Origin of the sequence: Bradyrhizobium sp. WSM471, assembly GCF_000244915.1 — a bacterium.
Classification (GTDB): Bacteria; Pseudomonadota; Alphaproteobacteria; order Rhizobiales; family Xanthobacteraceae; genus Bradyrhizobium.
On record NZ_CM001442.1, the window covers coordinates 531,276 to 554,686 of the forward strand.

The window sequence follows — 23,411 nt, forward strand, 5'->3', positions numbered from 1 at the left end:
TCTTCGCCGGGCCGTCGCGGGTTCGAGGCACATCGGCCCCAATTCAAAAAAATATCAACGCACTCCGTAGCTTGCGAATTCCTGAACAATGTTCGGGTCCATTGCCTTGGCATTGGCGATGTCGAGTGCACCTTCCTGGGCCGAGCCGTTGCGCTGCTTGGCGATCCCGCGTCCGAACAGCGAGGAGGTCAGGCGCGGATTGATCCTCAGGGCAGCCTCGAAATCGGCGATGGCGTTCTTCACCGCCCCCGATTTCAGATTGACGAGCCCCCGGCTGTCCAGCGCGTCGACGAAGTTCGGTCGCAGCCGCAGGGCCTCGTTGCAATCCTTCAGCGCGCCCTGGAGGTCGCCGACCACGGTGCGGGTCCAGCAGCGATTGTTCAGCGCCTCGACATCCTTCGGATTGATCCGGAGCGTCTCGTCAAAATCCTTGATGGCCAGGCTGTAGGCGCCCTTGCTGGCATAGACCTGGCCGCGCCGGTAAAGCGCGTTCACGTCGTCCGGATTGGCCGCGATCTTGGCGGTCAGCCCCTTGATCGTGGGGTCCTCGGCCAGCACGGCCGCACTCGGCCCGCTCTCCATGCTCGGAGCGGTGACGGGATCGGCCGGAATCACAGGCGGAGGCGGCGGCGGTGCCGGCGGGAAGGCAGCCTCGACCTGCGGCTTCGGCGACGGAGCCGGTGCTGCCACTGTGTCGGCCGGTTTCGGCGGCACAGGTGGTGGCGCGGGCGGAGCCGGCGGCGGGTTGTTGGCGACGACCGGCGGCGGCGCGGGAGGCGCAGGTGGTGGCGTCGTCGTCGGGCGCGAGCCACCGGCCCCCGGAATGAACGAGAAATCCTCGGCCAGTGACGAGGATATCCACGGCACCTGCTCGCCCCTGGAGGCGCGGGTGACGCCCATCTTGGTGCGGTTCAGCGTCTCCTCGGCCATCAGGTCGGGGACGCGGATTTCCTTGAGGAGCTCCTGGACGAACAGGCTGTGCTCGCCGCCAACGTCCGAAACCACCGAGGCCAGCGCCGCCGAATACATCACAAGGGTGCCGTTCGGCGCGATGACGGGGGTGAGGCCGGCCGAGAAGCTGCGGAACCGGCGCTCGAACGGGTTGCGCCTGGAGGCATCGACCAGCGCGATCTTGACGCCGGCGCCGCGGGTGTTGAGCTCGCCGAGCACGGTTTCGAGGCTGATGCCGTCGCGCCGCACGTCGGATTCGGTCCAGATCTGCGCATCGATCGGCAGCAAATAGCTCTGCCGCGCCGACTGGATGCCGAAGCCGCTGAAGAACACCAGTGCCACCGAGCCCGGCTTGATCTTGCCGTAGAGCTTGTCGAAGGCACGGCGCATGCCGTCGCCGGTCAGGTTCTCACCGATCTCGACGGAAAAGCCGTCGCGCTTGAGCTCGTCGGCGATGTCGCGCGCGTCGTTGAGCGGTTCCTTCAGGGGAGCGTCGGCGTCCGGATATTTGGCATTGCCGATGACCAGCGCAAAGCGATCGCCGGCCGCAAGTGACGGAGCGGTCGGGATGAGCGACACGAGCAAGGACAGAACGAAAAGCAGGCGAATTTTCATAATTAGCGCGATCCAGCCAAAAAGGCGCCGTTTCCAGCTTGCGCCGCGGCGACCTTAACTTACGCAATGTGCATTATCAAACCGGGGAAGGGGGGCGTCAACCGCTTGCGGATTCGGCGCTATCGCGACAATTGACCGCGACGCATGGGCATGTGGCGGGGGGAATAAACGGGCGGTCACGATTGCACGCGATGCATTCTGGTTGTCATTGCGGCTGGATGTTAGGGCAGCCATGGCGACAAGAATGTGATTGGTCTCACATTGCGGACGGGCCTCCTTCGCAACCTCCGGTGTTTGACCTTTGCGGTGGACGATGGCTTGGTGCGGTCGATCGCCCTGAAGGTGCATCCACAAAAGAGCAAGATCAAAACCATGGGAAACGCCTACGAAATCTACGCCCTGCGCTATGCGACGATGTCGCCGCGCACGCCCAACATGAACTTTCTCGCGCCCGACCCGCATGACAGCGCGGCCCAGGACCTCGACTATTTCGTCTGGCTGATCCGCGGCAACGGCCGCGACATCCTGGTCGATACCGGTTTCAATGCCGAGGAGGCGGGCTTGCGGGCCCGTAAGCTGACGCTCAATCCGGTCGATGCGCTGGAGCGGTTTGGTGTGGCGGCAGCGAGCATTCGCGACATCATCGTGACGCATCTGCATTACGACCATGCCGGCAATCTCGACCGCTTCCCGAACGCGCGCTTCCATCTCCAGGAGCGCGAGATGGCCTACGCGACGGGGCGCTGCATGTGCAACGGACTGCTGCGACATCCGTTCTCGGTCGAGCACGTCACCCAGATGGTCCGCCATGTCTATGGCGAGCGCGTCAATTTCTATTCCGGCGACGGCGAGGTCGCGCCCGGCGTCACCGTGCACCGCGTCGGCGGCCATTCGGACGGCCTGCAGGTGGTGAGGGTCGAGACCGCGCGCGGGTCCGTGGTACTGGCGTCCGATGCCGCGCATTATTACGCCAATCTCCAGCGCCGGAGCCCATTCCCGATCGTCTACAATGTCGGCGACATGGCCGTCGGCTGGGAGACGATCGAGCGTCTCGCTGGCCATCCTGACCGGTTCATTCCCGGCCACGACCCGATCGTGACGGAGATCTATCCGCGCGCCAGCGAGCAGGGCGATGTCTGGGCGCTACATTTGCCGCCGTCGCGGTCGTTTGCGAACTGACGGTATAGCGCCTCATGGTGGGAGGCGCGAAGCGCCGTCTCGAACCATGCAGGCCCGGCTGCTACACCTCGGCCTTCATCCTTCGAGACGCGCGCAAGGGGGCGCGCTCCTCAGGATGAGGAGCTGGTGTCGCTGCGATGGGCGACCAATCAATACGCCTGCTTGGCGTCGGCCTCTTCGCTGGTCTGGATCAGGTCGAGGCTCTGTTCGATCTTGCCGAGCAGCGTCGATAGCTGTTTGCGCTCCTGCGCGGAGAGGCAGGCGAGGATCTCGTCTTCCCGCCGCAGCAATTGCGGAAACAGCTCCTCGTAGAGCGTGCGGCCTTTCCTCGTCAGTCGCAGGCGGAATTCGCGGCGGTCGGCTTCGTTCTCGACGCGCTCGATCAAACCCTGTTGCAGCAACATGGTCACCGCACGGCTGATGGTGGATTTGTGCGTGCGGGTGCATTGCGCGACGTACTGCGCGCTGCAGGCATCGTTGCGGAAGCCGAGCGTCGCGATCACGCGCCAGGCCGGGATGTCGAGGCCGTGACGTTCCTGATATTCGACCGAAAGCGCGGCGCTGACCTCCGCCGCGAGCCGGTTGAGGCGGAACGGCAAGAACCTGAACAGGTCGAGCCGTGCTTTTGGCCGCGCTGAGGCCTCATGGGTCTCGCGTGTCTTCAGCGCGATGTCGCTGGATGTCCTCGCCAAGGAGAGCGCTCCGAATTCCAGTTGACCGCCGGCCGGCTCCGGTCCAAAATAGTTGCACGTGAGACTATTAGCAGATCAGGCCTCTCCTGACCAGAGCCGAGGTTAGCGCATGGCGAAGGCCAATACGCATCAGGCTAAAACCCAGTTCGGCTATCGCCGCCACCCCGATCAGGATCGTCCTGGCCAGAGCGCGGCCGAGCATCCCGTGGTGGTCGTCGGCGCGGGCCCGGTCGGGCTGTCGCTGGCGATCGACCTTGCCCAGCGCGGCCAGCGCGTCGTCCTTCTGGATGACGCTGACCGCATCGGAGAGGGCTCCCGCGCGATCTGCTTCTCGAAACGGTCGCTGGAATATTGGGACCGGCTCGGCGTCGGCAACCGCATGGTCGACAAGGGCGTGGTCTGGAGTGTCGGCCGCATCTTCCACGGCGAGCAGCAGCTCTACCAGTTCAATCTGCTGCCGGAGGACGGTCACAAGCGGCCGGCCTTCATCAATCTCCAGCAATATTACGCCGAAGCCTATCTGGTCGACCGCATCGGCGAGCTGCCCGAAATCAATCTGCGCTGGCGCAACAAGGTGACGGCGCTGGAGAGCCGCAACGATTCCGTCGCGCTGACGATCGAGACGCCGGAGGGCGCCTATCGCCTGCACGCGCAATATGTCGTCGCCTGCGACGGCGCGCGCTCCTCGCTGCGGCAGATGGTGGGCGCCGACTTCGCGGGACAGGTGTTCGAGGACCAGTTCCTGATCGCCGACGTCAAGATGACCGCGGAATTCCCGACCGAACGCTGGTTCTGGTTCGATCCGCCGTTTCATGCGGGACGTTCGGCGCTGTTGCACCGACAGCCTGACGATGTCTGGCGCATCGACCTCCAGCTCAATCGCTATGCCGACCCCATCGTCGAGAAGAAGCCCGAGAACGTGCGGCCGCGAATTGCGCGTATGCTCGGCCACGACAAGTTCGAGTTCGAGTGGATCTCGCTTTACAAGTTCCAGTGCCGGCGGATGGACCGCTTCGTCCATGGCCGCGTGATCTTTGCAGGCGATTCCGCGCACCAGGTCTCGCCGTTCGGCGCGCGCGGCGCCAATTCGGGACTTGAGGACGCCGAGAACCTCTCCTGGAAGCTCGACCGCGTGCTGCGCGGCGCTTCACCCGCGAGCCTGCTCGAGAGCTATCATGTCGAGCGCAGTCTGGCTGCCGACGAGAACATTCGCGAATCCACCCGCTCGACCGATTTCATGGCGCCGAACTCGCATCAGGAAGCGCGGCTGCGTAAGGCGGTGCTGTCGCTGGCCAAGGAAACGGAGTTCGGCAAGCGCATGGTCAATGGCGGGCGGCTCTCGGTGCCGTGCAGCTATGACTCGCCGCTGTCATCGCCGGATGCGGATGCGTGGCGCGGTGGACCGCTCCCCGGTTGTTCGATGCTCGATGCTCCCGTTGCGACGCGCGCGGGCGAGCAGGCCTATTTGACGGATGCGTTTCGCAAGGGTGGAACGGACTTCACCTTGCTGTCGTTCAGCAATGGCACGGCGATTGAGGCGCCCGCTGGTGTGAAGGACATCTGCATCGGCGGTGAGGACGGGCTCGCAGATCCGGCGGGGCTCACCGCAAAGCGCTATGATGCGGAACCAGGCTCAGCCTACCTACTCAGGCCGGACGGCTACGTTGCGGCGCGCTTCCGTCACCCCACGCGCGCTGGCGTCGCGGCAGCGCTGTCACGCGCCCAAGGCTTGAATTGAATTGAGGATTCGCATGCCGCTCTCGACCAGCTCCAATTTCGCGCGGCCCGACGACGCCTTTCGCGCCATCGTGGAGGCGCATCGGGGCTTCACCGACGAGCAAAGCGCCGATTTCGACGCGGCGCTGGTGCTGATCCTCGCCAACCATATCGGCGATATCGACGTGCTGCAGGAGGCGATCCTCCTCGCCAAGCGGCGCATGATCGACGGCCAGCAGCAGCAACAGCAACAACAATAATAACCCAGTGACTTGAAGGATGAACTGATGGCGAAGAACTTCGCATCCACCGGCGACCTCTCCGAGAAGAAGATCACCTTCTCCGAGATCGGCACCGATCTCTACGCCTTTACCGCGGAGGGCGATCCGAACACCGCGATCATCGTCGGCGACGACGGCTGCCTGGTGTTCGACGCGCAGTCGACGCCGGCGATGGCCAACAAGGTGATCGAGCGCGTCCGTACCGTCACGGACAAGCCGATCAAATATGTCGTGCTGTCGCATTATCACGCCGTGCGCGTGCTCGGTGCCTCCGCCTACAAGGCGCAGGGCATCGTCGCCTCGCAGGAGACCCATCGTCTGATCGAGGAGCGTGGCCAGCAGGATTGGGATTCCGAGTATGGCCGCTTTCCGCGCCTGTTTCAGGACGCATCGAGCATTCCCGGCCTGACCTGGCCGACGCTGACCTTCGAAGGCGAGATGTCGATCTATCTCGGCAAGCGCGAGGTGCGCCTGATGCAGCTTGGCGCCGGCCACACGTCCGGCGACATCGTTGCCTGGGTGCCCGATGCCGAGGTGATGTTCTCCGGCGACCTGATCGAATACCACTCGGCCTGCTATTGCGGCGACGCGCATTTGCGCGAATGGCCGCTGACGCTGAACGAAATCCGCAACTTCAATCCCAAGGCGATCGCGCCGGGCCGCGGCGACGCGTTAAAGGGTGTCGCCACGGTGCGCGAAGCCATCGCGATGACGCGCGACTTCGTCACCTCGCTCTACGGCGCCGCCGAAATCTCGGTCGCCAAGGGCCGCACGCTGAAGGAATCGATGGCGGCGACGCGCGAGGTCATGGATCCGAAATTCTCGAGCTTCGCCATCTACGAGCACTGTCTGCCGTTCAACGTGTCGCGCGCCTATGACGAGGCGTCGGGGATCGACGACCCCGTGATCTGGACCGACAAGCGCGACCAGGAGATGTGGGCCGCCCTGCAAGGAGGAGGATAGTCATGAACATCAATACCTCGCCCGATCAGATCATTCGCAGCACGGCCCAGGTCACGCCGGGCTACATGTCCGGGTTCGGCAACAGTTTTGAAACCGAAGCCCTGCCGGGCGCGCTGCCGATCGGGCGCAACTCGCCGCAGCGCTGCGCCTATGGCCTCTATGCCGAGCAGCTTTCCGGCTCGCCCTTCACCGCGCCGCGCGGCAGCAATGAGCGCTCCTGGCTCTATCGCATTCGCCCGTCGGTGAAGCATTCGGGTCGTTTCGAGAAGGCCGACGGCGGCCTGTGGCGGTCGGCCCCGTGCCACGAAAACGATCTGCCGATCGCACAATTGCGCTGGGATCCCGCGCCGATCCCGAAGGAGGACATGACTTTCCTTCAGGGCGTGCAGACCATGACCACCGCGGGTGATGTCAACACCCAGGCCGGCATGGCCGCCCATGTCTATCTCATCACCAAGTCGATGGTGGACCAGCACTTCTACAATGCCGACGGCGAACTGATGTTCGTGCTGCAGCACGGCAATCTTCGCATCGTCACCGAGTTCGGTCGCATCGATGCCGAGCCCGGCGAGATCGTGGTGATCCCACGCGGCGTCAAGTTCCGCGTCGAGATTCCGAACGGACCGGCGCGCGGCTATCTCTGCGAAAACTACGGCGGCGCCTTCACGCTGCCGGAGCGCGGGCCGATCGGCGCCAACTGTCTCGCCAATGCCCGCGACTTCCTGACACCGGTCGCGCACTACGAGGACAAGGACACGCCGACCGAGCTGTTCGTGAAATGGGGCGGCGCTCTGTTCAAGACCACGCTGCCGCATTCGCCGATCGACGTCGTCGCCTGGCACGGCAATTATGCGCCGTACAAATATGATCTGCGCAGCTTCTCGCCGGTCGGCGCGATCGGCTTTGATCATCCCGATCCCTCGATCTTCACCGTGCTGACCTCGCCGTCGGAGACCGCGGGCACGGCGAATATCGACTTCGTGATCTTCCCCGAGCGCTGGATGGTCGCCGACAACACCTTCCGCCCGCCGTGGTATCACATGAACATCATGAGCGAGTTCATGGGCCTGATCTACGGCGTCTACGACGCCAAGCCGCAAGGTTTCGTGCCAGGCGGCATGAGCCTGCACAATTGCATGCTGCCGCATGGCCCCGATCGCGACGCCTTCGAGCACGCCAGTAACGGCGAGCTGAAGCCGGTCAAGCTGACCGGCACCATGGCCTTCATGTTCGAGACCCGCTACGCGCAGCGCGTCACCGCGCACGCCGCGAATTCCGCGACGTTGCAGGACGACTACGCGGATTGCTGGAAGGGCCTGGAAAAGCGATTCGATCCGAGCAAGCCGTAATGTTCTTCCCCTCTCCCCTTTTGGAGAGTGTGGCTGGCCGCGAAGCGGCGAGACGGGTGAGGGGTTCTATCCGCGCGTGAACCTCTCTCCTTTGGACTCGCGGACAGATATCCCTCATCCGGCGCTTCGCGCCACCTTCTCCCACAAGGGGAGAAGGGAAAAGACCGAGCCAAGTGATGCCCCACCCCAACGATCCCAACCTCCGCTCCTTCATCGACGTCGATCCCGCCTCCGAATTCCCGATCCAGAACCTGCCTTACGGCGTGTTCTCGACTGCGGACAATCCAACTCCGCGCGTCGGCGTGGCGATCGGCAATTATGTGCTCGATCTCTGGGAGCTCGAGCAGGACTCCCGGCTCGACGTCGGGCCACTCGGCGTGTTCTCGACCCCGTCGCTCAATGCTTTCATGGCGCTGGGGCCAAAGGTCTGGGCGAAGACGCGGGCGCGGATCAGCGAGCTTCTGCGTGCCGATCATCCCGAACTGCGCGACAACGAGGAACTGCGCAAGCAGGCTTTGGTGCCGATGCGCGACGCAAAACTACATCTGCCGTTTGCGGTCTCCGGCTACACCGATTTCTATTCCTCGAAAGAACACGCCACTAACGTTGGCGTCATGTTCCGTGGCAAGGACAATGCGCTGCAGCCGAACTGGCTCCATATGCCGATCGCTTACAACGGCCGTGCCTCGACCGTCGTGGTCTCGGGCACCAAGGTGAAGCGTCCGCGCGGGCAGCTCAAGCCGCCGAATGTGGAGGCGCCGAGCTTCGGACCGTGCAAGCGGCTCGATTTCGAGCTGGAGATGGGCGTCGTGGTCGGCCAGCCCTCAGCCATGGGCGGGATGCTCACAGAGCAACAGGCCGAGGAGATGATCTTCGGCTTCGTGCTGCTCAACGATTGGAGTGCACGCGACATCCAGCAATGGGAATATGTGCCGCTTGGCCCGTTCCTCGCCAAGGCGTTCGCGACCTCGATCAGCCCGTGGGTGGTGACGCGCGAGGCGCTGGAGCCGTTTCGTCTGAAGGGGCCGGAGCAGGAGCCGGTGCCGCTCGATTACCTCAAACAGGGCAAGCCGCAGAACTACGATCTCGAACTCGAAATCTCCTTGCGGGCCGCTGGAGCCAACGCGCCGGCCGGCATCAGCCGCACCAATTTCAAATATATGTACTGGTCCTCGGTGCAGCAGCTGATGCACCACGCCTCCTCCGGCTGCGCCATGAATGTTGGCGACCTCCTCGGCAGCGGCACCATTTCCGGCCCGGAGAAGAACCAGCGCGGCAGCCTGTTGGAGATCAGCTGGAACGGCACCGAGCCGGTCGAATTGCCCGGCGGCATCAAGCGGTCATTCCTGGAAGACGGCGACAGCCTCGTCATGCGCGGCTGGTGCCAGGGCAAGGGCTATCGCGTCGGGTTTGGTGAGGTCGAAGGGACGATTCTGGCGGCGGAGTAGGGCGCGCTGCCGCAACGACCTCCGTCATTGCGAGCGAAGCGAAGCAATCCAGAATCTCTCCGCGGAGGCAGTCTGGATTGCTTCGTCGCAAGGGCTCCTCGCAATGACGTGGAGAGAGTTCACCGCTTCTCCGGCGGTACATCCTTGACCCGCGCGCAATGCGCGGCGACGTCCTCCGGGCTGTACTTCAGATGCACCCGCTTGTCCGACGGCGCCTGGTTGGTCGTGCACACGCCCGGTCGCCATTCCCGCGTGGGCCTGATCGGGCGCGGCGCAAAGCCGCCGCCGCAGTTCGGGCAGACGTTGGAGAGTTTCGTTTCCACACAGTCCGCACAGAACGTGCATTCATAAGAGCAGATCCGCGCATCAGTTGCGTTCGGGGGCAGGTCGCGGTCGCAATATTCGCAGTTCGGTCGAAGCTGGAGGGCCATGCTCAGTCTCCGCAGATTGGCCGGGATCATCGCAGATCGTGCGGGCAGCGCGAATGCCGTAGTTCCCTCGATTTCAGCCAGCCTTCAATTCCTTCAGCGGCAGCCGCGTGCTCTCCTTCAGCCTGTCGAGCACGATCGAGGAGCGCACATGCGCCACGCTCTGGTGCGGCATCAGCACGTCGTTGACGAGATTGGAGAGACCCTTGAGGTCGCGCAGCACGGCTTTCAGCACATAGTCGGCGTCGCCCGTGAGCGAATAGGCCTCCTGGATCTCGTCGATGCGGTTGACCAGAGCCCGAAACCGCTTGGAATTGTCCGGCGAGTGGGTCGCCAGCGTGACCTGGATGAAGGCGATCACGCCGAAGCCGAGCGCCTCGCTGGAGAGATCGGCATGATAGCCCGCGATCACCTTCTCCTCCTCCAGCCGCATCCGTCGCCGCGAGCATTGCGAGGCCGAGAGCCCGGCGAGGTCGGCGAGTTCCTGGTTGGTGAGGCGGCCGTCGTCCTGGAGCGCGGCAAGGATCTTGAGGTCGAAGGCGTCCACCGGAATCATGCGTAATTCATCCATTTCATGCACAGACTGTGCATATTTTAATCAAAAGACGTCTCATTTGCACGCCCTTTGCGCGTCCCATGAAGGATAGTTCCTTCCAGCAGCAATTTGGGAGAGCAGCATGGGTCCGTTTCCGCACGATGCACCGCCGGCCACGATCAGCGTCGACAATCCGATGGGCACCGACGGGTTCGAGTTCGTCGAATATGCGCATCCCGATCCGAAAGAGTTGCACGCGCTGTTCAAGCTGATGGGCTATGCGCCCGTCGCGCGTCACAGGACCAAGTCCATCACGGTCTATCGCCAGGGCGACATCAACTATCTCGTCAACGAGGAGCCCGGCACCCACGGCTTCGACTTCGTCGCCGCGCACGGCCCGTGCGCGCCGTCGATGGCGTTTCGCGTCGTCGATGCGAAGGCGGCCTATGACCGCGCGATTTCGCTCGGCGCCGAACCTGCCGATGTGTCCTCCGCGCAGAAGACGCTCGATGTCCCCGCGATCAAGGGCATCGGCGGCAGCCTGCTCTACTTCGTCGATCGCTATGGCGCCAAGGGATCGGCCTATGACAGCGAGTTCGAATGGCTCGGCGTGCGCGATCCCCGTCCCGCCGGCGCCGGCCTGTTCTATCTCGATCACCTCACCCACAACGTCCACCGCGGACGCATGGATGTCTGGACCGGCTTCTACGAGAAGCTCTTCAACTTCCGCCAGATCCGCTTCTTCGACATCGAGGGTCGCGCCTCGGGCCTGTTCTCGCGGGCGCTGACGAGCCCCGACGGCAAGATCCGGATTCCGATCAACGAGGACGCCGGCGATTCCGGCCAGATCGAGGAATATCTGAATATCTATCGCGGCGAAGGCATCCAGCACATCGCCTGCGGCTGCCGCGATATCTACAGCACCATCGAGGGCCTGCGCGAGGCCGGTCTGCCTTTCATGCCGGCGCCGCCCGAGACCTATTTCGAGCGGATCGACGCGCGCCTGCCTGAGCATGGCGAGGACCTCGCGCGCCTGCAGAAGAACGGCATCCTGATCGACGGCGAAGGCGTGGTCGACGGTGGCCAGACCAAGGTGCTGCTGCAGATCTTTTCGGCCAATGCGATCGGCCCCATCTTCTTCGAGTTCATCCAGCGCAAGGGCGACGACGGTTTTGGCGAAGGCAATTTCAAGGCCCTGTTCGAATCGATCGAGGAGGACCAGATCCGGCGCGGGGTGCTGAAGGTGGATGCGGCGTAGGCGCGCTATTTAGGCGCGCCGCGGCGTCAAACACAGCCGTCGTCCTGGCGAAAGCCAGGACCCATTAGCCCAGGGAGCGATCGGTGGGCGAGCTGGTAACTCCGGGTCTTCGTCAAACCACGTTTCGTGGCTATAGGTCCTGGCCCCCGTGCGCAATTGCGCACTAGGCCAGGACGACGGCGGAGTGTGGTGCGGCAGCGGAGATCTTGCAGCTCCTAACGCTCCGCCCACGCCTTCGTCACCGCGTCGATCTCCGCTGCTTCCGGCTCGCGCACCGCCGATGGCGTCCGCGAAAAGCGCGGCGCCGGGGCCGGCTGCTTCACGCCGTGGCGCTCGACGAAGACGTTGCGGGCGACCATGTGCGGATGCTTGGTCGCTTCCGACATGGTCAGCACCGGCGCAAAGCAGATGTCGGTGCCTTCCATGATCTTGCACCAGTCCTCGCGCGTCTTGCTCTTGAACACCATCTTCAGTTTTTCCTTCAGCGCGGGCCAGGCCTTGCGGTCCATCTGCGCGTCGAAATCGGCGTCGGTCAGGCCGGCGTGCTCGCGCAGCAGCGCGTAGAATTGCGGCTCGATCGAGCCGATCGAGACGAAATGGCCACAGGCGCATTCGTAGACGCCGTAGAAATGCGCGCCGCCGTCGAGGAAGTTCTCGTCGCGGCCTTCGGTCCAGCGGCCGAGCGTAGCCATGTCGAAGAAGAACGACATCAGCGATGCCGCGCCGTCGCACATCGCGGCATCGACGACCTGCCCCTTGCCTGACCGCGAGGCCTCCAGCAGCGCCGCAAGCACACCGACGACGAGGTAGAGCGCGCCGCCGCCGAAATCGCCGACGAGGTTGAGCGGCGGCACCGGCGCTTCCTTCGTGCCGATCGCGGCGAGCGCGCCGGTGATGGAGATATAGTTGATGTCGTGGCCGGCGGCATTGGCGAGCGGGCCTTGCTGGCCCCACCCTGTCATGCGGCCGTAGACCAGCTTTGGATTGCGCGCGAGCACCACATCAGGCCCGAGGCCGAGCCGCTCCATCACGCCGGGACGGAAACCCTCGACCAGCGCGTCGGCATTCGCAAGCAGATCGAGCACCTCCGCGATCGCCGTCTTGTCCTTGAGGTCGAGCTCGACCACCTTGCGGCCGCGGCCTGCGACCGACTTCATGTTCTTCCTGGCGCCGACCCGATCGAGCGTGACGATTTCGGCGCCCATGTCGGCCAGCATCATGCAGGCGAATGGGCCGGGTCCGATGCCGGCGAATTCGACGATGCGGAAACCTGCGAGCGGGCCGGAGGTGCGAACGGAGGAGGTGGGGGCTGATTTGTCGAGCACGCTGTTATTTCCTCGGGTCGCGGGCGGATGCCGATTGTTCGGCAATCGCCTCGGACATTCCTCTGTGGGCGAGTCAATTGGCTGATTAACTTTTCTCGCCTTCGCGCCAGCGAGGCAAGCGGTTTTCGTGCCGCATGGCCAAAATAAAAACGGCGCGCACCGAAGTGCGCGCCGCGGAAGATTTGTGTTGAGGCGCTAGAGCGCGATGATCAGCGTGCGGCAGCCACCGCGCGCTGCGCCATCACCTTGATCAGGTTGGCGCGGTACTCCGCCGTGCCGTGGATATCGGCCAGCAGATTGCTCGCCGAAATGCTCACGCCGTCGATCGCCGACGGCGACCAATTCGCCTTCAGCGCCGTTTCGATGGCCGGGACCCGCATCACGCCGCTTTGGGAGGCGCCGGTGGCGGCCACCCGAACGTCGCCCGATTTCGTCTGCGCCACGAACACGCCGGTCAGCGCGAAGCGAGACGCCGGGTGGCGCATCTTTTCGTAGCCTGCTTTCGCCGGAACCGGGAACGACACGGCGGTGATGAGCTCGCCGTCCTCCAGCGCCGTCGTGAACATGCCTTGGAAGAAGTCATCCGCCGTAATCGACCGCTTGTTGGTCTTCACGGTGGCGCCGAGCGCGAGCAGCGCGGCGGGAAAATCCGCGGCGGGATCGTTGTTGGCGATCGAGCCACCGATCGTGCCGCGATAGCGCACGGCGGGGTCGCCGAGCACCGAGGTGAGATAGGCGATCGCGGGAATCGCTTTCTTCACATCGGCATTCTGCATGATGTCGAAATAGGTCGTGCCGGCCTTGATGGTCAGTACGTCGCCCGAGAGTTCGACGCCCTGCAGCTCCTTGATCTTGCCGAGGTCGATGACGTCGGACGGGCTGGCGAGGCGTTGCTTCATCACCGGCAGCAGCGTCTGGCCGCCGGCAAGGAACTTTGCTTCGCTGCTCTTGGAGAACAGGCTGACGGCTTCGTCAACCGAGGACGCGCGATGATAAACGGTCTGGTACATCTTCGTTCCTCCCTTAAGCCGCGTGGATCGTGCGCCACACCCTGTCAGGGGTCGCGGGCATTTCCAGATTGTTCTTGCCGATCGCGTCCGTGATCGCATTGATCACGGCCGCTGATGCCCCGATCGCGCCGGCCTCGCCGCAACCCTTGATGCCCAAGGGATTGCCCGGGCATAGCGTCGTGGTGTGGGAGAGGTTGAACGAGGGAACGTCGTCGGCGCGCGGCATGGCGTAGTCCATGAACGAGGCCGTGACCGGCTGCCCGTTGGCGTCGTAGATCGCGTGCTCGAGCAACGCTTGTCCGATGCCTTGCACAAGACCGCCATGGACCTGCCCCTCGACGATCATCGGGTTGATCAGCCGGCCGAAATCGTCGGCTGCGACAAAGTTGACGAAAGAGGTCTTGCCCGTGCCGGGATCGACCTCGAGCTCGCAGATATACGTGCCGGCCGGGAAGGTGAAGTTGGTCGGGTCGTAGAAGGCGCTCTCCTTCAGGCCCGGCTCCATCCCGTCAGGCAGATTGTGCGCGGTGTAGGCCGCGAGCGCGACCATCGGGAAGGCGATCGCCTTGTCGGTGCCGGCGACCTTGAACTCGCCGTTCTCGATGACGATGTCGCCTTCCGAGGCTTCCAGCGCGTGCGCGGCAATCTTCTTGGCCTTGGATTCCATCTTCTCCATTGCCTTCAGGATCGCGGTGAGGCCGACGGCCGCCGAGCGCGAGCCATAGGTGCCCATGCCGAACTGCACCTTGTCGGTGTCGCCATGGACGATCGAGACCTGGCTGATGGGAACGCCGAGCCGCTCCGCGACGAGCTGGCAGAACGTGGTCTCGTGACCCTGGCCGTGGCTGTGCGATCCCGTCAGGACCTCGATGGTGCCGACCGGGTTGACGCGGACTTCGGCGGACTCCCAGAGACCGACGCCGGCGCCCAGGCTGCCGACGGCCTTCGACGGCGCGATGCCGCACGCCTCGATGTAGCAGGACACGCCGATGCCGCGCAGCTTGCCGTCGGCTTTCGCCTTGGCCTTGCGCCCGGCAAAGCCGGCATAGTCGATCGCCTTTATTGCGGCGTCGAGCGAGGCGTTAAAGTCGCCGGTGTCATAAGCCATGATCACCGGCGTCTGATGCGGGAACTGGGTGATGAAGTTGGTCCGGCGCAGCGCGGCCGGATCAACCTTCAACTGCCGCGCCGCCGTCTCCATCAGACGTTCGATCAGATAGCTCGCCTCGGGGCGGCCGGCGCCGCGATAGGCGTCGACCGGCGTGGTGTTGGTGTAGACCCCGACCACCTCGGCATGGATCGCCGGGATGTTGTACTGGCCCGACAGCAGCGTCGCGTAGAGATAGGTCGGCACCGACGACGAGAACAGCGACATGTAGGCGCCGAAATTGGCGTAGGTCTTCACCTTCAATCCGGTGATCTTGTTGTTGGCGTCGAACGCCATCTCGGCGTGGGTGACGTGGTCGCGGCCATGCGCATCGGTGAGGAAGGCTTCGGTGCGGTCGCCGGTCCATTTCACGGGCCGGCCGACTTTCTTCGAGGCCCACAGCGCCACCATCTCTTCGGGATAGATGAAGATTTTTGAGCCGAAGCCGCCGCCGACATCGGGTGCGATCACGCGCAGCTTGTGCTCGGGTGCGATGTTGTAGAACGCCGACAGCACGAGGCGGGCGACGTGCGGATTCTGCGACGTCGTGTAGAGCGTGAAGTGCTCTTCCGCCGAATCGTAATCGGCAATCGCCGCGCGGGGCTCCATTGCGTTCGGCGCGAGACGGTTGTTGGTGACGTCTAGCTTCACCACGTTGGCGGCCTTGGCGAAGGCGGCATCGGTGGCGCCCTCGTCGCCGATCACCCAGTCATAGACCTGGTTGCCGGGAGCTTCGGGATGCAGCTGCGGCGCGCCGGACTTGATCGCCGCGTGGACGTCGGCGACCGCGGGCAGCTCTTCGTAGTTCACGACCACGGCTTCGGCCGCGTCGCGTGCGAGATTTTTGCTCTCGGCGATCACGACTGCGACGGCCTGACCGACGAAGCGCACCGTCTCCGGCGCCATCGCCGGCCATGCGCCCATCTTCATCGGGCTGCCGTCCTTGGAGGTGATGGCCCAGCCGCAGATCAGGTTGCCGACCTTGTCGTCGACGATCTCCTGTCCCGTCAGCACCGCGACCACGCCCGGCATCTTCAGCGCGGCGGAGGAATCGATTCCCTTCACCCTGGCATGCGCATGCGGGCTGCGGATGAAATGGGCATGAGTCATGCCCTGCAATTTGATGTCGTCGACGTAGCGGCCCTTGCCTGTAATGAAACGCTTGTCTTCCTTGCGCACGACGCTTGCGCCAATGCCTTCAACACCCATGTCTGGTCCTCCCGACCGGAATTTGTCTTGACCGCGCTTTCCCTCGAAAGCGGCGGCGATGGTTCTTTCTTCGAGGCGCGCCGATTACTCGGCTGCCTGCGAGACCTTCATGCGGCTTGCCGCGTCCAGCACGGCTTTGACGATGTTGTGGTAGCCGGTGCAGCGGCAGATGTTGCCCTCGAGCTCGTGGCGGACGGTGGCCTCGTCGAGCTGGCCACCATAGCGGTGCACGATGTCGATCGCCGACATGATCATGCCCGGCGTGCAATAACCGCACTGCAGGCCGTGATTGTCGCGGAAGGCGGCCTGCATCGGGTGCAGCTCGTCACCCTTGGCGATGCCTTCGATCGTGGTGATGCTGGCGCCGTCGGCCTGGCCGGCCAGCATGGTACAGGATTTGACCGCCTTGCCGTCCATATGAACGACGCAGGCACCGCACTGGCTGGTGTCGCAACCGACATGGGTTCCGGTGAGGTTGAGGTGGTCGCGCAGCAGCTGAACCAGCAGCGTGCGGTCCTCGACGTCGACGGCAACAGCCTTGCCGTTCACCGTCAGTTTGACTGTAGACACGGTTGAATCCTCCCCGGGGTCGATTTTGATTGTTTCTAATTAGAGACAGCGACCCGGAACTTTGCAACTACGATTTTGGTCGCCCGCGTCATGGAAAAGTCATTGATCCGGAATGGCCAGCATTGGTGGGGGGTGGCCGAGTCGACCGGATGGGGGCACGGCCCCGGGGCGCAGCTGGGATGCCAGCCTCTATATCCCTATGCAGTTCGCCTTTTCAGTTCGCCTTGGCCGATAGAGCCGGAAAACTCCGCGGGCGCACCGAATTTACCGCCCCTTATCGATTCTGCCTTAGTTTTGCTCAGCTAGGTCAGGGGGGCGGGACGCCACCGGATCGCGGCTGAATGAAAATGGGGGTGGGAATGTCCGGGCGTATCGCGTTTTCGTCGAAGCGCACAATAATGCCGACCCTCAGGTTCCGCGCCAAGATCATTCTGGGCTTTGCCGCCGTGCTGGTGATCTCCGCCGGCAGCATGGCTTTCTCCTATTTTGGCTTCGAGCGGGTCTCGTCCGGGGTCGGGTCCTACCGCAGCAGCGTCACCGAGGCCGATCTCGCCCGTAATATCGACCGGGAGCTGCTCGCCTATCGCTCGGCCGTCAAATATTTCGTCGTCACCGGCAAGGAGGACGACGCCAAGACGGCGCTGGACGCGGAGACCGGCCTGAAGAGCGCCATCGACCAGGCGGTCAAGAGCGCCAAGATGCCGGCGCGCCAGGAGAGCCTGGGCAAGCTCGCCAAGGAGTTCTCCAACTTCTCCGCGACCTTCGCGAAGGTCCTCCAGGCCAAGCGTGACAGCGCGCTGCTGGTGCAGAACCAGCTCATGCGCAACGCCAACCTCCTGAAATACAAGCTCGACGACATCGGTAACAACGCCTCCGATTCCGAGGCGCAGGCGATCGAGTTCGGGACCAAGCAGGTCAATGCCCAATTCCAGACCGCGAACGCGGCGGCGACCAATTTCGTGCTGACATCCGACCAGGCGATCGCGACCAGCGCGCTGGCGCGGCTGAAATTCGTCGAGAACTCGCTCAACGCGGTCTATTCCATGGACGACAAGATCGTCGCCGGCCTGAAGGACGCCAAGGAATTGCTCGGTGCCTATCGGGGATCGCTGGAGAAGCTGATCGCCAATGCCAAGATGATCGACGATCTCGTCACCGAGATGAGCGGTTCGGCCGGCGCGATCCTTCAGGGTGCTACCGCCATGAAGGCGGACCTCGTTGCCGAACAGCAGCGGCTGGAGTCCGAATCGGAGGCGACCATCGGGAAGACCGAGCAACTGGTGCTGATGCTGGCCGTCGGCGGCACGCTGCTCGGCGCGGTTCTCGCTTTCCTGCTCGGCACCGGCATTTCGCGTCCGATGATCGCGATGTGCAAGGCGATGCGCGAGCTTGCTTCGGGCAATTTCGACGTCGTGCTGCCGGGCCTGGGCCGCAAGGACGAGATCGGCGAGATGGCCGGCGCGGTGGAAGAATTCAAGGTGCAGGCCGTGGCCAAGGCCGAGCGCGATGCCGCCGCCAACGAGGCCCAGAACAAGGAAGCGAGCGCTGCTCGCCGCTCCGAACTGATTCGTTTCGCCGACGATTTCGAGAGCGCGGTCGGCGCCATCGTCTCCAACGTCTCGGCTTCCGCCGTGCAGCTGGAATCGGCGGCCTCGACGCTGACCCGCACCGCCGAGACGACGCAGAGCCTGTCGAGCCAGGTCGCCGACGTCTCCGAGCAGGCCTCCAGCAACATGCAGTCGGTCGCCACCGCGACGGAAGAGCTCTCGGCCTCGGTCGAGGAGATCGGCCGCCAGGTCCGCGATTCCAGCCGTATTGCCGAAGCTGCCGTGGTGCAGGCAAAGGAAACCGATAACCGCATCGGCAAGCTCTCGCATGCCGCCCAGCAGATCGGCGAAGTCGTCAAGCTCATCACGGCGATCGCCGAGCAGACCAACCTTCTCGCTCTGAATGCGACGATCGAGGCGGCGCGCGCTGGCGAAGCCGGGCGCGGCTTTGCAGTTGTCGCCAGCGAAGTGAAGTCGCTGGCGAGCCAGACGGCGAAGGCCACCGACGAAATCTCCTCGCACATCACGGGCATGCAAGGGGCGACGGCCGAGTCGGTTGCGGCGATCAAGGAGATCGGCGCCACCATCGGCCAGATCTCGTCGATCTCGACGTCGATCGCGAGCGCAGTGGAGCAGCAAGGCGCGGCGACGCAGGAAATCGCGCGCAGCGTCCAGACGGTTGCGCAGGGTACTCAGACGGCCGCCACCGACATCGGCCAGGTCAACCGCGGCGCCGCCGAAACCGGCTCGGCCTCGGAAGAGGTGCTGCATTCGGCCAAGACGCTGTCGTCCGAAAGCACCCGCCTGCGCGCCGAGCTCGACCGCTTCATGGGGAATATCCGGGCAGCGTAGGGGCATTCCCGCCAATGTCGTCCTGGCGAAAGCCAGGACCCATTATCCCAAGCCGGAGTTGTCGGGCGAACTGTTAACTCCGAGTCATCGCCAAACTGCTCCCTGGGGTCATAGATCCTGGATCGGCGCTCCGCTTGTTCAGGACGGCGAGACCCAGCGTCACCTAACCGCCGGTTGCGGCGCCACAAATTTACCGCAGCTTATCCTTTGCCATTTACCGTGCTCACGCGTCAGGAAGCGGGCTGCTTCCGGGCTGCGCCTGGTTTTCCGCGAATGGAATGGGGTGGGGAATGCCCGTCAAGTCGAAGCCGACCATATCGAAGCTGCTCACCTTGCGTTTTCGCGCAAAAATCATCCTCGGCTTCGTGGCGGTGCTCGCCATCCTCGCCGTCAGCATGGCTTTCGCGTATTTCGGCTTCGAGCGGATCCAGGCCGCCGTGGCCTCCTACCGCTCCAGCGTCGCCGAAGCGGACCTTGCGCGGACGGTCGATCGCGAGCTGATCGCCTATCAGGGGCTGGCCCGGGCCTACACGCTGACCGGCGCGGCGGATGACGAGACCGCGGCCAAGGCAGCCGAAGAGAATTTGAGGGCCGCGATCGCCAAGTCGGCGGCGGCCACCACGGGCGCCGCGCGCCGCGAGCAGGTCGGCAAGCTCGAGGCCGACTTCAAGAGCTTTACCAAGGTGTTCGGCGAGATCATCACGCTGACGCGCGACAACAACAAGATCGCGACCGATGAGCTCAACAGCGTCGGCAACAAGATCCGCTTCAAGTTCGACGATCTTGCCGATACCGCGGCATTGGCGGGCCTGAACTCGGTTCAGAGCACGGCCAAGGACATCACCTCGCAATACCTTGCGGTCTCCACCTCGGTCAGCGCTTTCGTCGCCAAGCCGGAGCCGAAGACCGCCGACGGCGTGACCGCCCGCATCAAATTTCTGGAGACCTTGCTGGTCTCGATCTATGCCAACGACCAGAAGATCACCGACCGCGTCACCGAGATCAGCAATCTCCTCAAGCAGTACCGCGCCTCCTTTTCAAAGCTGACCGAGAACGTGAAGGTCATCGTCAAGCTGAACGGCGAGATGACCAAGACGGCCGCGTCCATTCTCAAGCTCTCGGGTGAGCTGCGGTCGGAGCTGACGACGGATCAGCAGCGCATCGAGGTCAACGCCAATGCCACCATCGGCGAGACCGAGCGGCTGATGCTGATGATGGCGCTGGGCGGCTTGGCCGTCGGCGCTGCGCTCGCCCTGATGCTGGGCAACGGCATTTCGCGTCCGATGATCGCGATGTGCAAGGCAATGCGCGAGCTTGCCGCGGGCAATTTCGACGTCGTGCTGCCGGGCCTGGGCCGCAAGGACGAGATCGGCGAGATGGCCGGCGCGGTGGAAGAATTCAAGGTGCAGGCCGTGGCCAAGGCCGAGCGCGATGCCGCCGCCAACGAACTTCAGAACAGGGAGCAGGCCGCAAGCCGTCGTTCCGAACTGATTCGTTTCGCCGACGATTTCGAGAGCGCGGTCGGCGCCATCGTCTCCAACGTCTCGGCTTCCGCCGTGCAGCTGGAATCGGCGGCCTCGACGCTGACCCGCACCGCCGAGACCACCCAGAGCCTGTCGAGCCAGGTCGCCGACGTCTCCGAGCAGGCCTCCAGCAACATGCAGTCGGTCGCCACCGCGACCGAAGAGCTCTCGGCCTCCGTCGAGGAGATCGGCCGCCAGGTCCGCGATTCCAGCCGTATTGCCGAAGCTGCCGTGGTGCAGGCAAAGGAGACCGATAACCGCATCGGCAAGCTCTCGCATGCCGCCCAGCAGATCGGCGAAGTCGTCAAGCTCATCACGGCGATCGCCGAGCAGACCAATCTTCTCGCTCTGAATGCGACGATCGAGGCGGCACGCGCCGGTGAAGCCGGGCGCGGCTTTGCAGTTGTCGCCAGCGAAGTGAAGTCGCTGGCGAGCCAGACGGCGAAGGCCACCGACGAAATCTCCTCGCACATCACGGGCATGCAAGGGGCGACGGCCGAGTCGGTTGCGGCGATCAAGGAGATCGGCGCCACCATCGGCCAGATCTCGTCGATCTCGACGTCGATTGCGAGCGCAGTGGAGCAGCAAGGCGCGGCGACGCAGGAAATCGCGCGCAGCGTCCAGACGGTTGCGCAGGGCACTCAGACCGCCGCCACCGACATCGGCCAGGTCAACCGCGGCGCCGCCGAGACCGGCTCGGCCTCGGAAGAGGTGCTGCATTCGGCCAAGACACTGTCGTCCGAAAGCACCCGCCTGCGCGCCGAGCTCGACCGCTTCATGGGGAATATCCGGGCAGCGTAGGCTCGAAGCGCGCCACGCACTCCGCCGTCGTCCTGGCAAAAGCCAGGACCCATTACCCCAAGGAGGAGTTGTCGGGCGAACTGCCAACTCCGGATCATCGCCAAACCGCTTCCCGGGGTCATAGATCCTGGATCGGCGCTGCGCTTGTCCAGGACGACCCGGCGCTCACTCCCTCCCGAACGCCCGATTCAGCTCCACTCTTGCCGCTCCACTGGTGTGCGCTGCGTCTGCGGCAGCGTCGCGCTCCTTCGTCATGCGTTGTGACCAGGGCTTCGATGAGGCGCGCCGGGTGCTCTTTGCGAGAATGTGTCGTCTTTCTGACATGTGCCATGCTCGCAACTCCTTGCGGCCCCATCGAAAATCGGCGGGCGCGAACCGCTGTTGCGGCTGGAACCTGCCCTCGCCGCAGACGTTGTCGCAGGTGGCAGGCGGAATGCCGCACCCCCTTGATCGGATCGCTCCCGTCCACGCCATGTGAACCGGGGCCATGTCCATTGGTCTGATGCAACAACGCGATGGAATTGCAGCGAAGCCCAGCGCCGGTCGATGGACCTGTGGTCTCCGTGGTCCCGAAGGCGGCCGCGGCTGATCGCATCATCGAAACCAGCATCCCCGCACGACTCGACGCGCTGCCGTGGAGCGGCTTTCACACCCGTGTCGTGCTCGCGCTCGGCATCACCTGGATTCTGGATGGCCTCGAGGTCACGCTGGCCGGCGCGCTCTCCGGCGCATTGAAGCAGAGTCCCACCCTGCATTTCTCCAATCTCGATCTCGGCATTGCCAATTCCGCCTATCTCGCGGGCGCGGTGCTCGGCGCGCTCGGTTTCGGCTGGCTGACCGATCGGATCGGCCGCAAGAAGTTGTTCTTCATCACGCTCGCGCTCTATCTCTCGGCGACGGCCGCGACCGCTCTGTCATGGAATGTCGCGAGCTACGCACTGTTTCGCTTCCTCACCGGTGCCGGCATCGGCGGCGAATATACCGCGATCAATTCGACCATCCAGGAATTGGTGCCGGCGCGCTATCGCGGCTGGACCGATCTCGTCATCAACGGTAGCTTCTGGATCGGCGCCGCGATGGGCGCGGTGGCGGCCATCGTGCTGCTCGATCCCGCGGTGATCGGCCCCGATCTCGGCTGGCGCCTCGCTTATCTCATCGGCGCGGCCATCGGCCTCGTCGTGCTCTTGATGCGGATGTGGATTCCGGAGAGTCCGCGCTGGCTGATGATCCACGGCCGTCCCGACCAGGCCCACGCCATCGTCGACGAGATCGAGCGCTCGGTGATTGGACACGACCAGGACACGAGCGATGGCCGGTTCGCCAAGATCCGCCTGAAAATGCGGAGTCACACGCCGATCCGCGAGGTCGTGCACACGCTGTTCTCGGTGTATCGCCAGCGGGCGATGGTCGGCCTCGTGCTGATGATCGCGCAGGCCTTCTTCTACAACGCCATCTTCTTCACCTTTGCGCTGGTGTTGACCGATTTTTACGGGATCAGCGCCGATCATGTCGGCTGGTATCTGCTCCCCTTCGCCGCCGGCAATTTCCTCGGTCCGCTGCTGCTCGGCCGCCTGTTCGATACGCTCGGCTGCCGTACCATGATCATGTTCACCTACGGGACGTCGGGCCTGTTGCTGGCGCTGTCGGGTTATCTGTTCTCGATCGGCGCCTTGAGCGCGCAAGGGCAGACCATCGCCTGGATGGTGATCTTCTTCTTTGCCTCGCCGGCCGCGAGCGCCGCCTATCTCACCGTCAGCGAGACTTTTCCCTTGGAAGTCCGCGCGCTCGCGATCGCGGTGTTCTATGCGGTCGGCACCGGCATCGGCGGTGTGATCGGCCCCGCGCTGTTCGGGGCGCTGATCGATACGGGATCACGCACGAGCGTGTTCGCAGGCTATTTGCTGGGGGCATTCCTGATGATCGCGGCCGCGATCGTGGCGTGGCGCTATGCCGTCTCGGCGGAACGCAGATCGCTCGAAGAAATCGCGCGGCCGCTTGCTTCCATGGAGTAG

Annotated in this window: 18 protein-coding genes; 10 read left to right on the plus strand and 8 right to left on the minus strand. The window is 64.1% G+C overall.

The features are described 5' to 3' along the window. Window positions 1-54: 54 nt before the first annotated feature. A complete protein-coding gene (locus BRA471DRAFT_RS02485) occupies window positions 55-1,566 on the minus strand; it encodes a caspase family protein (protein WP_007604453.1) in 1,512 nt (503 codons plus the stop codon). Between the two features lie 372 nt (window positions 1,567-1,938). Between BRA471DRAFT_RS02485 and BRA471DRAFT_RS02490 the strand changes: the two genes are divergently transcribed. Further along, window positions 1,939-2,745: an N-acyl homoserine lactonase family protein gene (locus BRA471DRAFT_RS02490; protein ID WP_035974588.1), complete on the plus strand. Its 807-nt coding sequence runs from the start codon at window positions 1,939-1,941 to the stop codon at window positions 2,743-2,745. Between the two features lie 149 nt (window positions 2,746-2,894). On the opposite strand, the gene BRA471DRAFT_RS02495 is transcribed toward BRA471DRAFT_RS02490, so the two are convergent. Next, the gene (locus tag BRA471DRAFT_RS02495; protein WP_007604456.1) at window positions 2,895-3,437 is read right to left on the minus strand and encodes a MarR family winged helix-turn-helix transcriptional regulator; all 543 of its coding nucleotides are present in this window, start codon (window positions 3,435-3,437) and stop codon (window positions 2,895-2,897) included. A gap of 109 nt (window positions 3,438-3,546) precedes the next feature. Here BRA471DRAFT_RS02495 and BRA471DRAFT_RS02500 point away from each other — a divergent pair, with 109 nt between their 5' ends. The 5 genes from BRA471DRAFT_RS02500 to fahA all read left to right on the plus strand — a co-directional run bounded on the left by BRA471DRAFT_RS02500 (window position 3,547) and on the right by fahA (window position 9,194). Continuing rightward, window positions 3,547-5,175: an FAD-dependent oxidoreductase gene (locus BRA471DRAFT_RS02500; RefSeq protein ID WP_007604457.1), complete on the plus strand. Its 1,629-nt coding sequence runs from the start codon at window positions 3,547-3,549 to the stop codon at window positions 5,173-5,175. 13 nt (window positions 5,176-5,188) lie between these two features. After that, window positions 5,189-5,413 carry a DUF2783 domain-containing protein gene (locus tag BRA471DRAFT_RS02505; protein WP_007604458.1) on the plus strand — a complete coding sequence of 75 codons (225 nt, stop codon included), beginning with the start codon at window positions 5,189-5,191 and terminating at the stop codon, window positions 5,411-5,413. A gap of 27 nt (window positions 5,414-5,440) precedes the next feature. After that, complete coding sequence (locus BRA471DRAFT_RS02510; protein ID WP_007604459.1) at window positions 5,441-6,397, plus strand: MBL fold metallo-hydrolase; 957 nt, start codon at window positions 5,441-5,443, stop codon at window positions 6,395-6,397. Window positions 6,398-6,399: 2 nt separating this feature from the next. Further along, window positions 6,400-7,746, plus strand: a complete 1,347-nt coding sequence (gene hmgA / locus BRA471DRAFT_RS02515) for a homogentisate 1,2-dioxygenase (RefSeq protein WP_007604460.1) — start codon at window positions 6,400-6,402, stop codon at window positions 7,744-7,746. Window positions 7,747-7,922: 176 nt separating this feature from the next. Continuing rightward, window positions 7,923-9,194, plus strand: a complete 1,272-nt coding sequence (gene fahA, locus BRA471DRAFT_RS02520; protein ID WP_007604461.1) for a fumarylacetoacetase — start codon at window positions 7,923-7,925, stop codon at window positions 9,192-9,194. A gap of 119 nt (window positions 9,195-9,313) precedes the next feature. Here the strand turns inward: fahA and BRA471DRAFT_RS02525 are convergent, their stop codons facing one another. Together BRA471DRAFT_RS02525 and BRA471DRAFT_RS02530 are read right to left on the minus strand one after the other, a co-directional pair. Further along, the gene (locus BRA471DRAFT_RS02525; protein WP_007604463.1) at window positions 9,314-9,625 is read right to left on the minus strand and encodes a DUF1272 domain-containing protein; all 312 of its coding nucleotides are present in this window, start codon (window positions 9,623-9,625) and stop codon (window positions 9,314-9,316) included. Window positions 9,626-9,698: 73 nt separating this feature from the next. Further along, entirely contained in the window at window positions 9,699-10,178 is a 480-nt protein-coding gene (locus BRA471DRAFT_RS02530; RefSeq protein WP_007604464.1) for an Lrp/AsnC family transcriptional regulator, read from the minus strand. A 121-nt stretch (window positions 10,179-10,299) separates the two neighbouring features. On the opposite strand from BRA471DRAFT_RS02530, the gene hppD reads away from it, so the two are divergent. Continuing rightward, window positions 10,300-11,415, plus strand: a complete 1,116-nt coding sequence (hppD, locus tag BRA471DRAFT_RS02535; RefSeq protein ID WP_007604465.1) for a 4-hydroxyphenylpyruvate dioxygenase — start codon at window positions 10,300-10,302, stop codon at window positions 11,413-11,415. Window positions 11,416-11,630: 215 nt separating this feature from the next. Here hppD and BRA471DRAFT_RS02540 read toward each other — a convergent pair whose 3' ends face one another. From BRA471DRAFT_RS02540 to BRA471DRAFT_RS02555, 4 genes are all read right to left on the minus strand, one after another. Further along, window positions 11,631-12,740 carry a CaiB/BaiF CoA-transferase family protein gene (locus tag BRA471DRAFT_RS02540; RefSeq protein WP_007604466.1) on the minus strand — a complete coding sequence of 370 codons (1,110 nt, stop codon included), beginning with the start codon at window positions 12,738-12,740 and terminating at the stop codon, window positions 11,631-11,633. 209 nt (window positions 12,741-12,949) lie between these two features. Next, entirely contained in the window at window positions 12,950-13,750 is an 801-nt protein-coding gene (locus tag BRA471DRAFT_RS02545) for a xanthine dehydrogenase family protein subunit M (RefSeq protein ID WP_007604467.1), read from the minus strand. Between the two features lie 13 nt (window positions 13,751-13,763). After that, window positions 13,764-16,106, minus strand: coding sequence for a xanthine dehydrogenase family protein molybdopterin-binding subunit (locus BRA471DRAFT_RS02550; protein ID WP_007604468.1), 2,343 nt, complete (start codon window positions 16,104-16,106; stop codon window positions 13,764-13,766). 84 nt (window positions 16,107-16,190) lie between these two features. Continuing rightward, on the minus strand, window positions 16,191-16,676 hold the full coding sequence (locus tag BRA471DRAFT_RS02555) for a (2Fe-2S)-binding protein (protein WP_007604469.1): 486 nt from the start codon (window positions 16,674-16,676) through the stop codon (window positions 16,191-16,193). Between the two features lie 359 nt (window positions 16,677-17,035). On the opposite strand from BRA471DRAFT_RS02555, the gene BRA471DRAFT_RS02560 reads away from it, so the two are divergent. From BRA471DRAFT_RS02560 to BRA471DRAFT_RS02575, 3 genes are all read left to right on the plus strand, one after another. Further along, a complete protein-coding gene (locus BRA471DRAFT_RS02560; RefSeq protein WP_035973489.1) occupies window positions 17,036-19,075 on the plus strand; it encodes a methyl-accepting chemotaxis protein in 2,040 nt (679 codons plus the stop codon). Window positions 19,076-19,365: 290 nt separating this feature from the next. Further along, window positions 19,366-21,399, plus strand: a complete 2,034-nt coding sequence (locus BRA471DRAFT_RS02565; RefSeq protein WP_007604471.1) for a methyl-accepting chemotaxis protein — start codon at window positions 19,366-19,368, stop codon at window positions 21,397-21,399. A 515-nt stretch (window positions 21,400-21,914) separates the two neighbouring features. Continuing rightward, window positions 21,915-23,411 (plus strand): MFS transporter, encoded by a 1,497-nt coding sequence (locus BRA471DRAFT_RS02575; RefSeq protein WP_007604472.1) that lies wholly within the window; start codon window positions 21,915-21,917, stop codon window positions 23,409-23,411.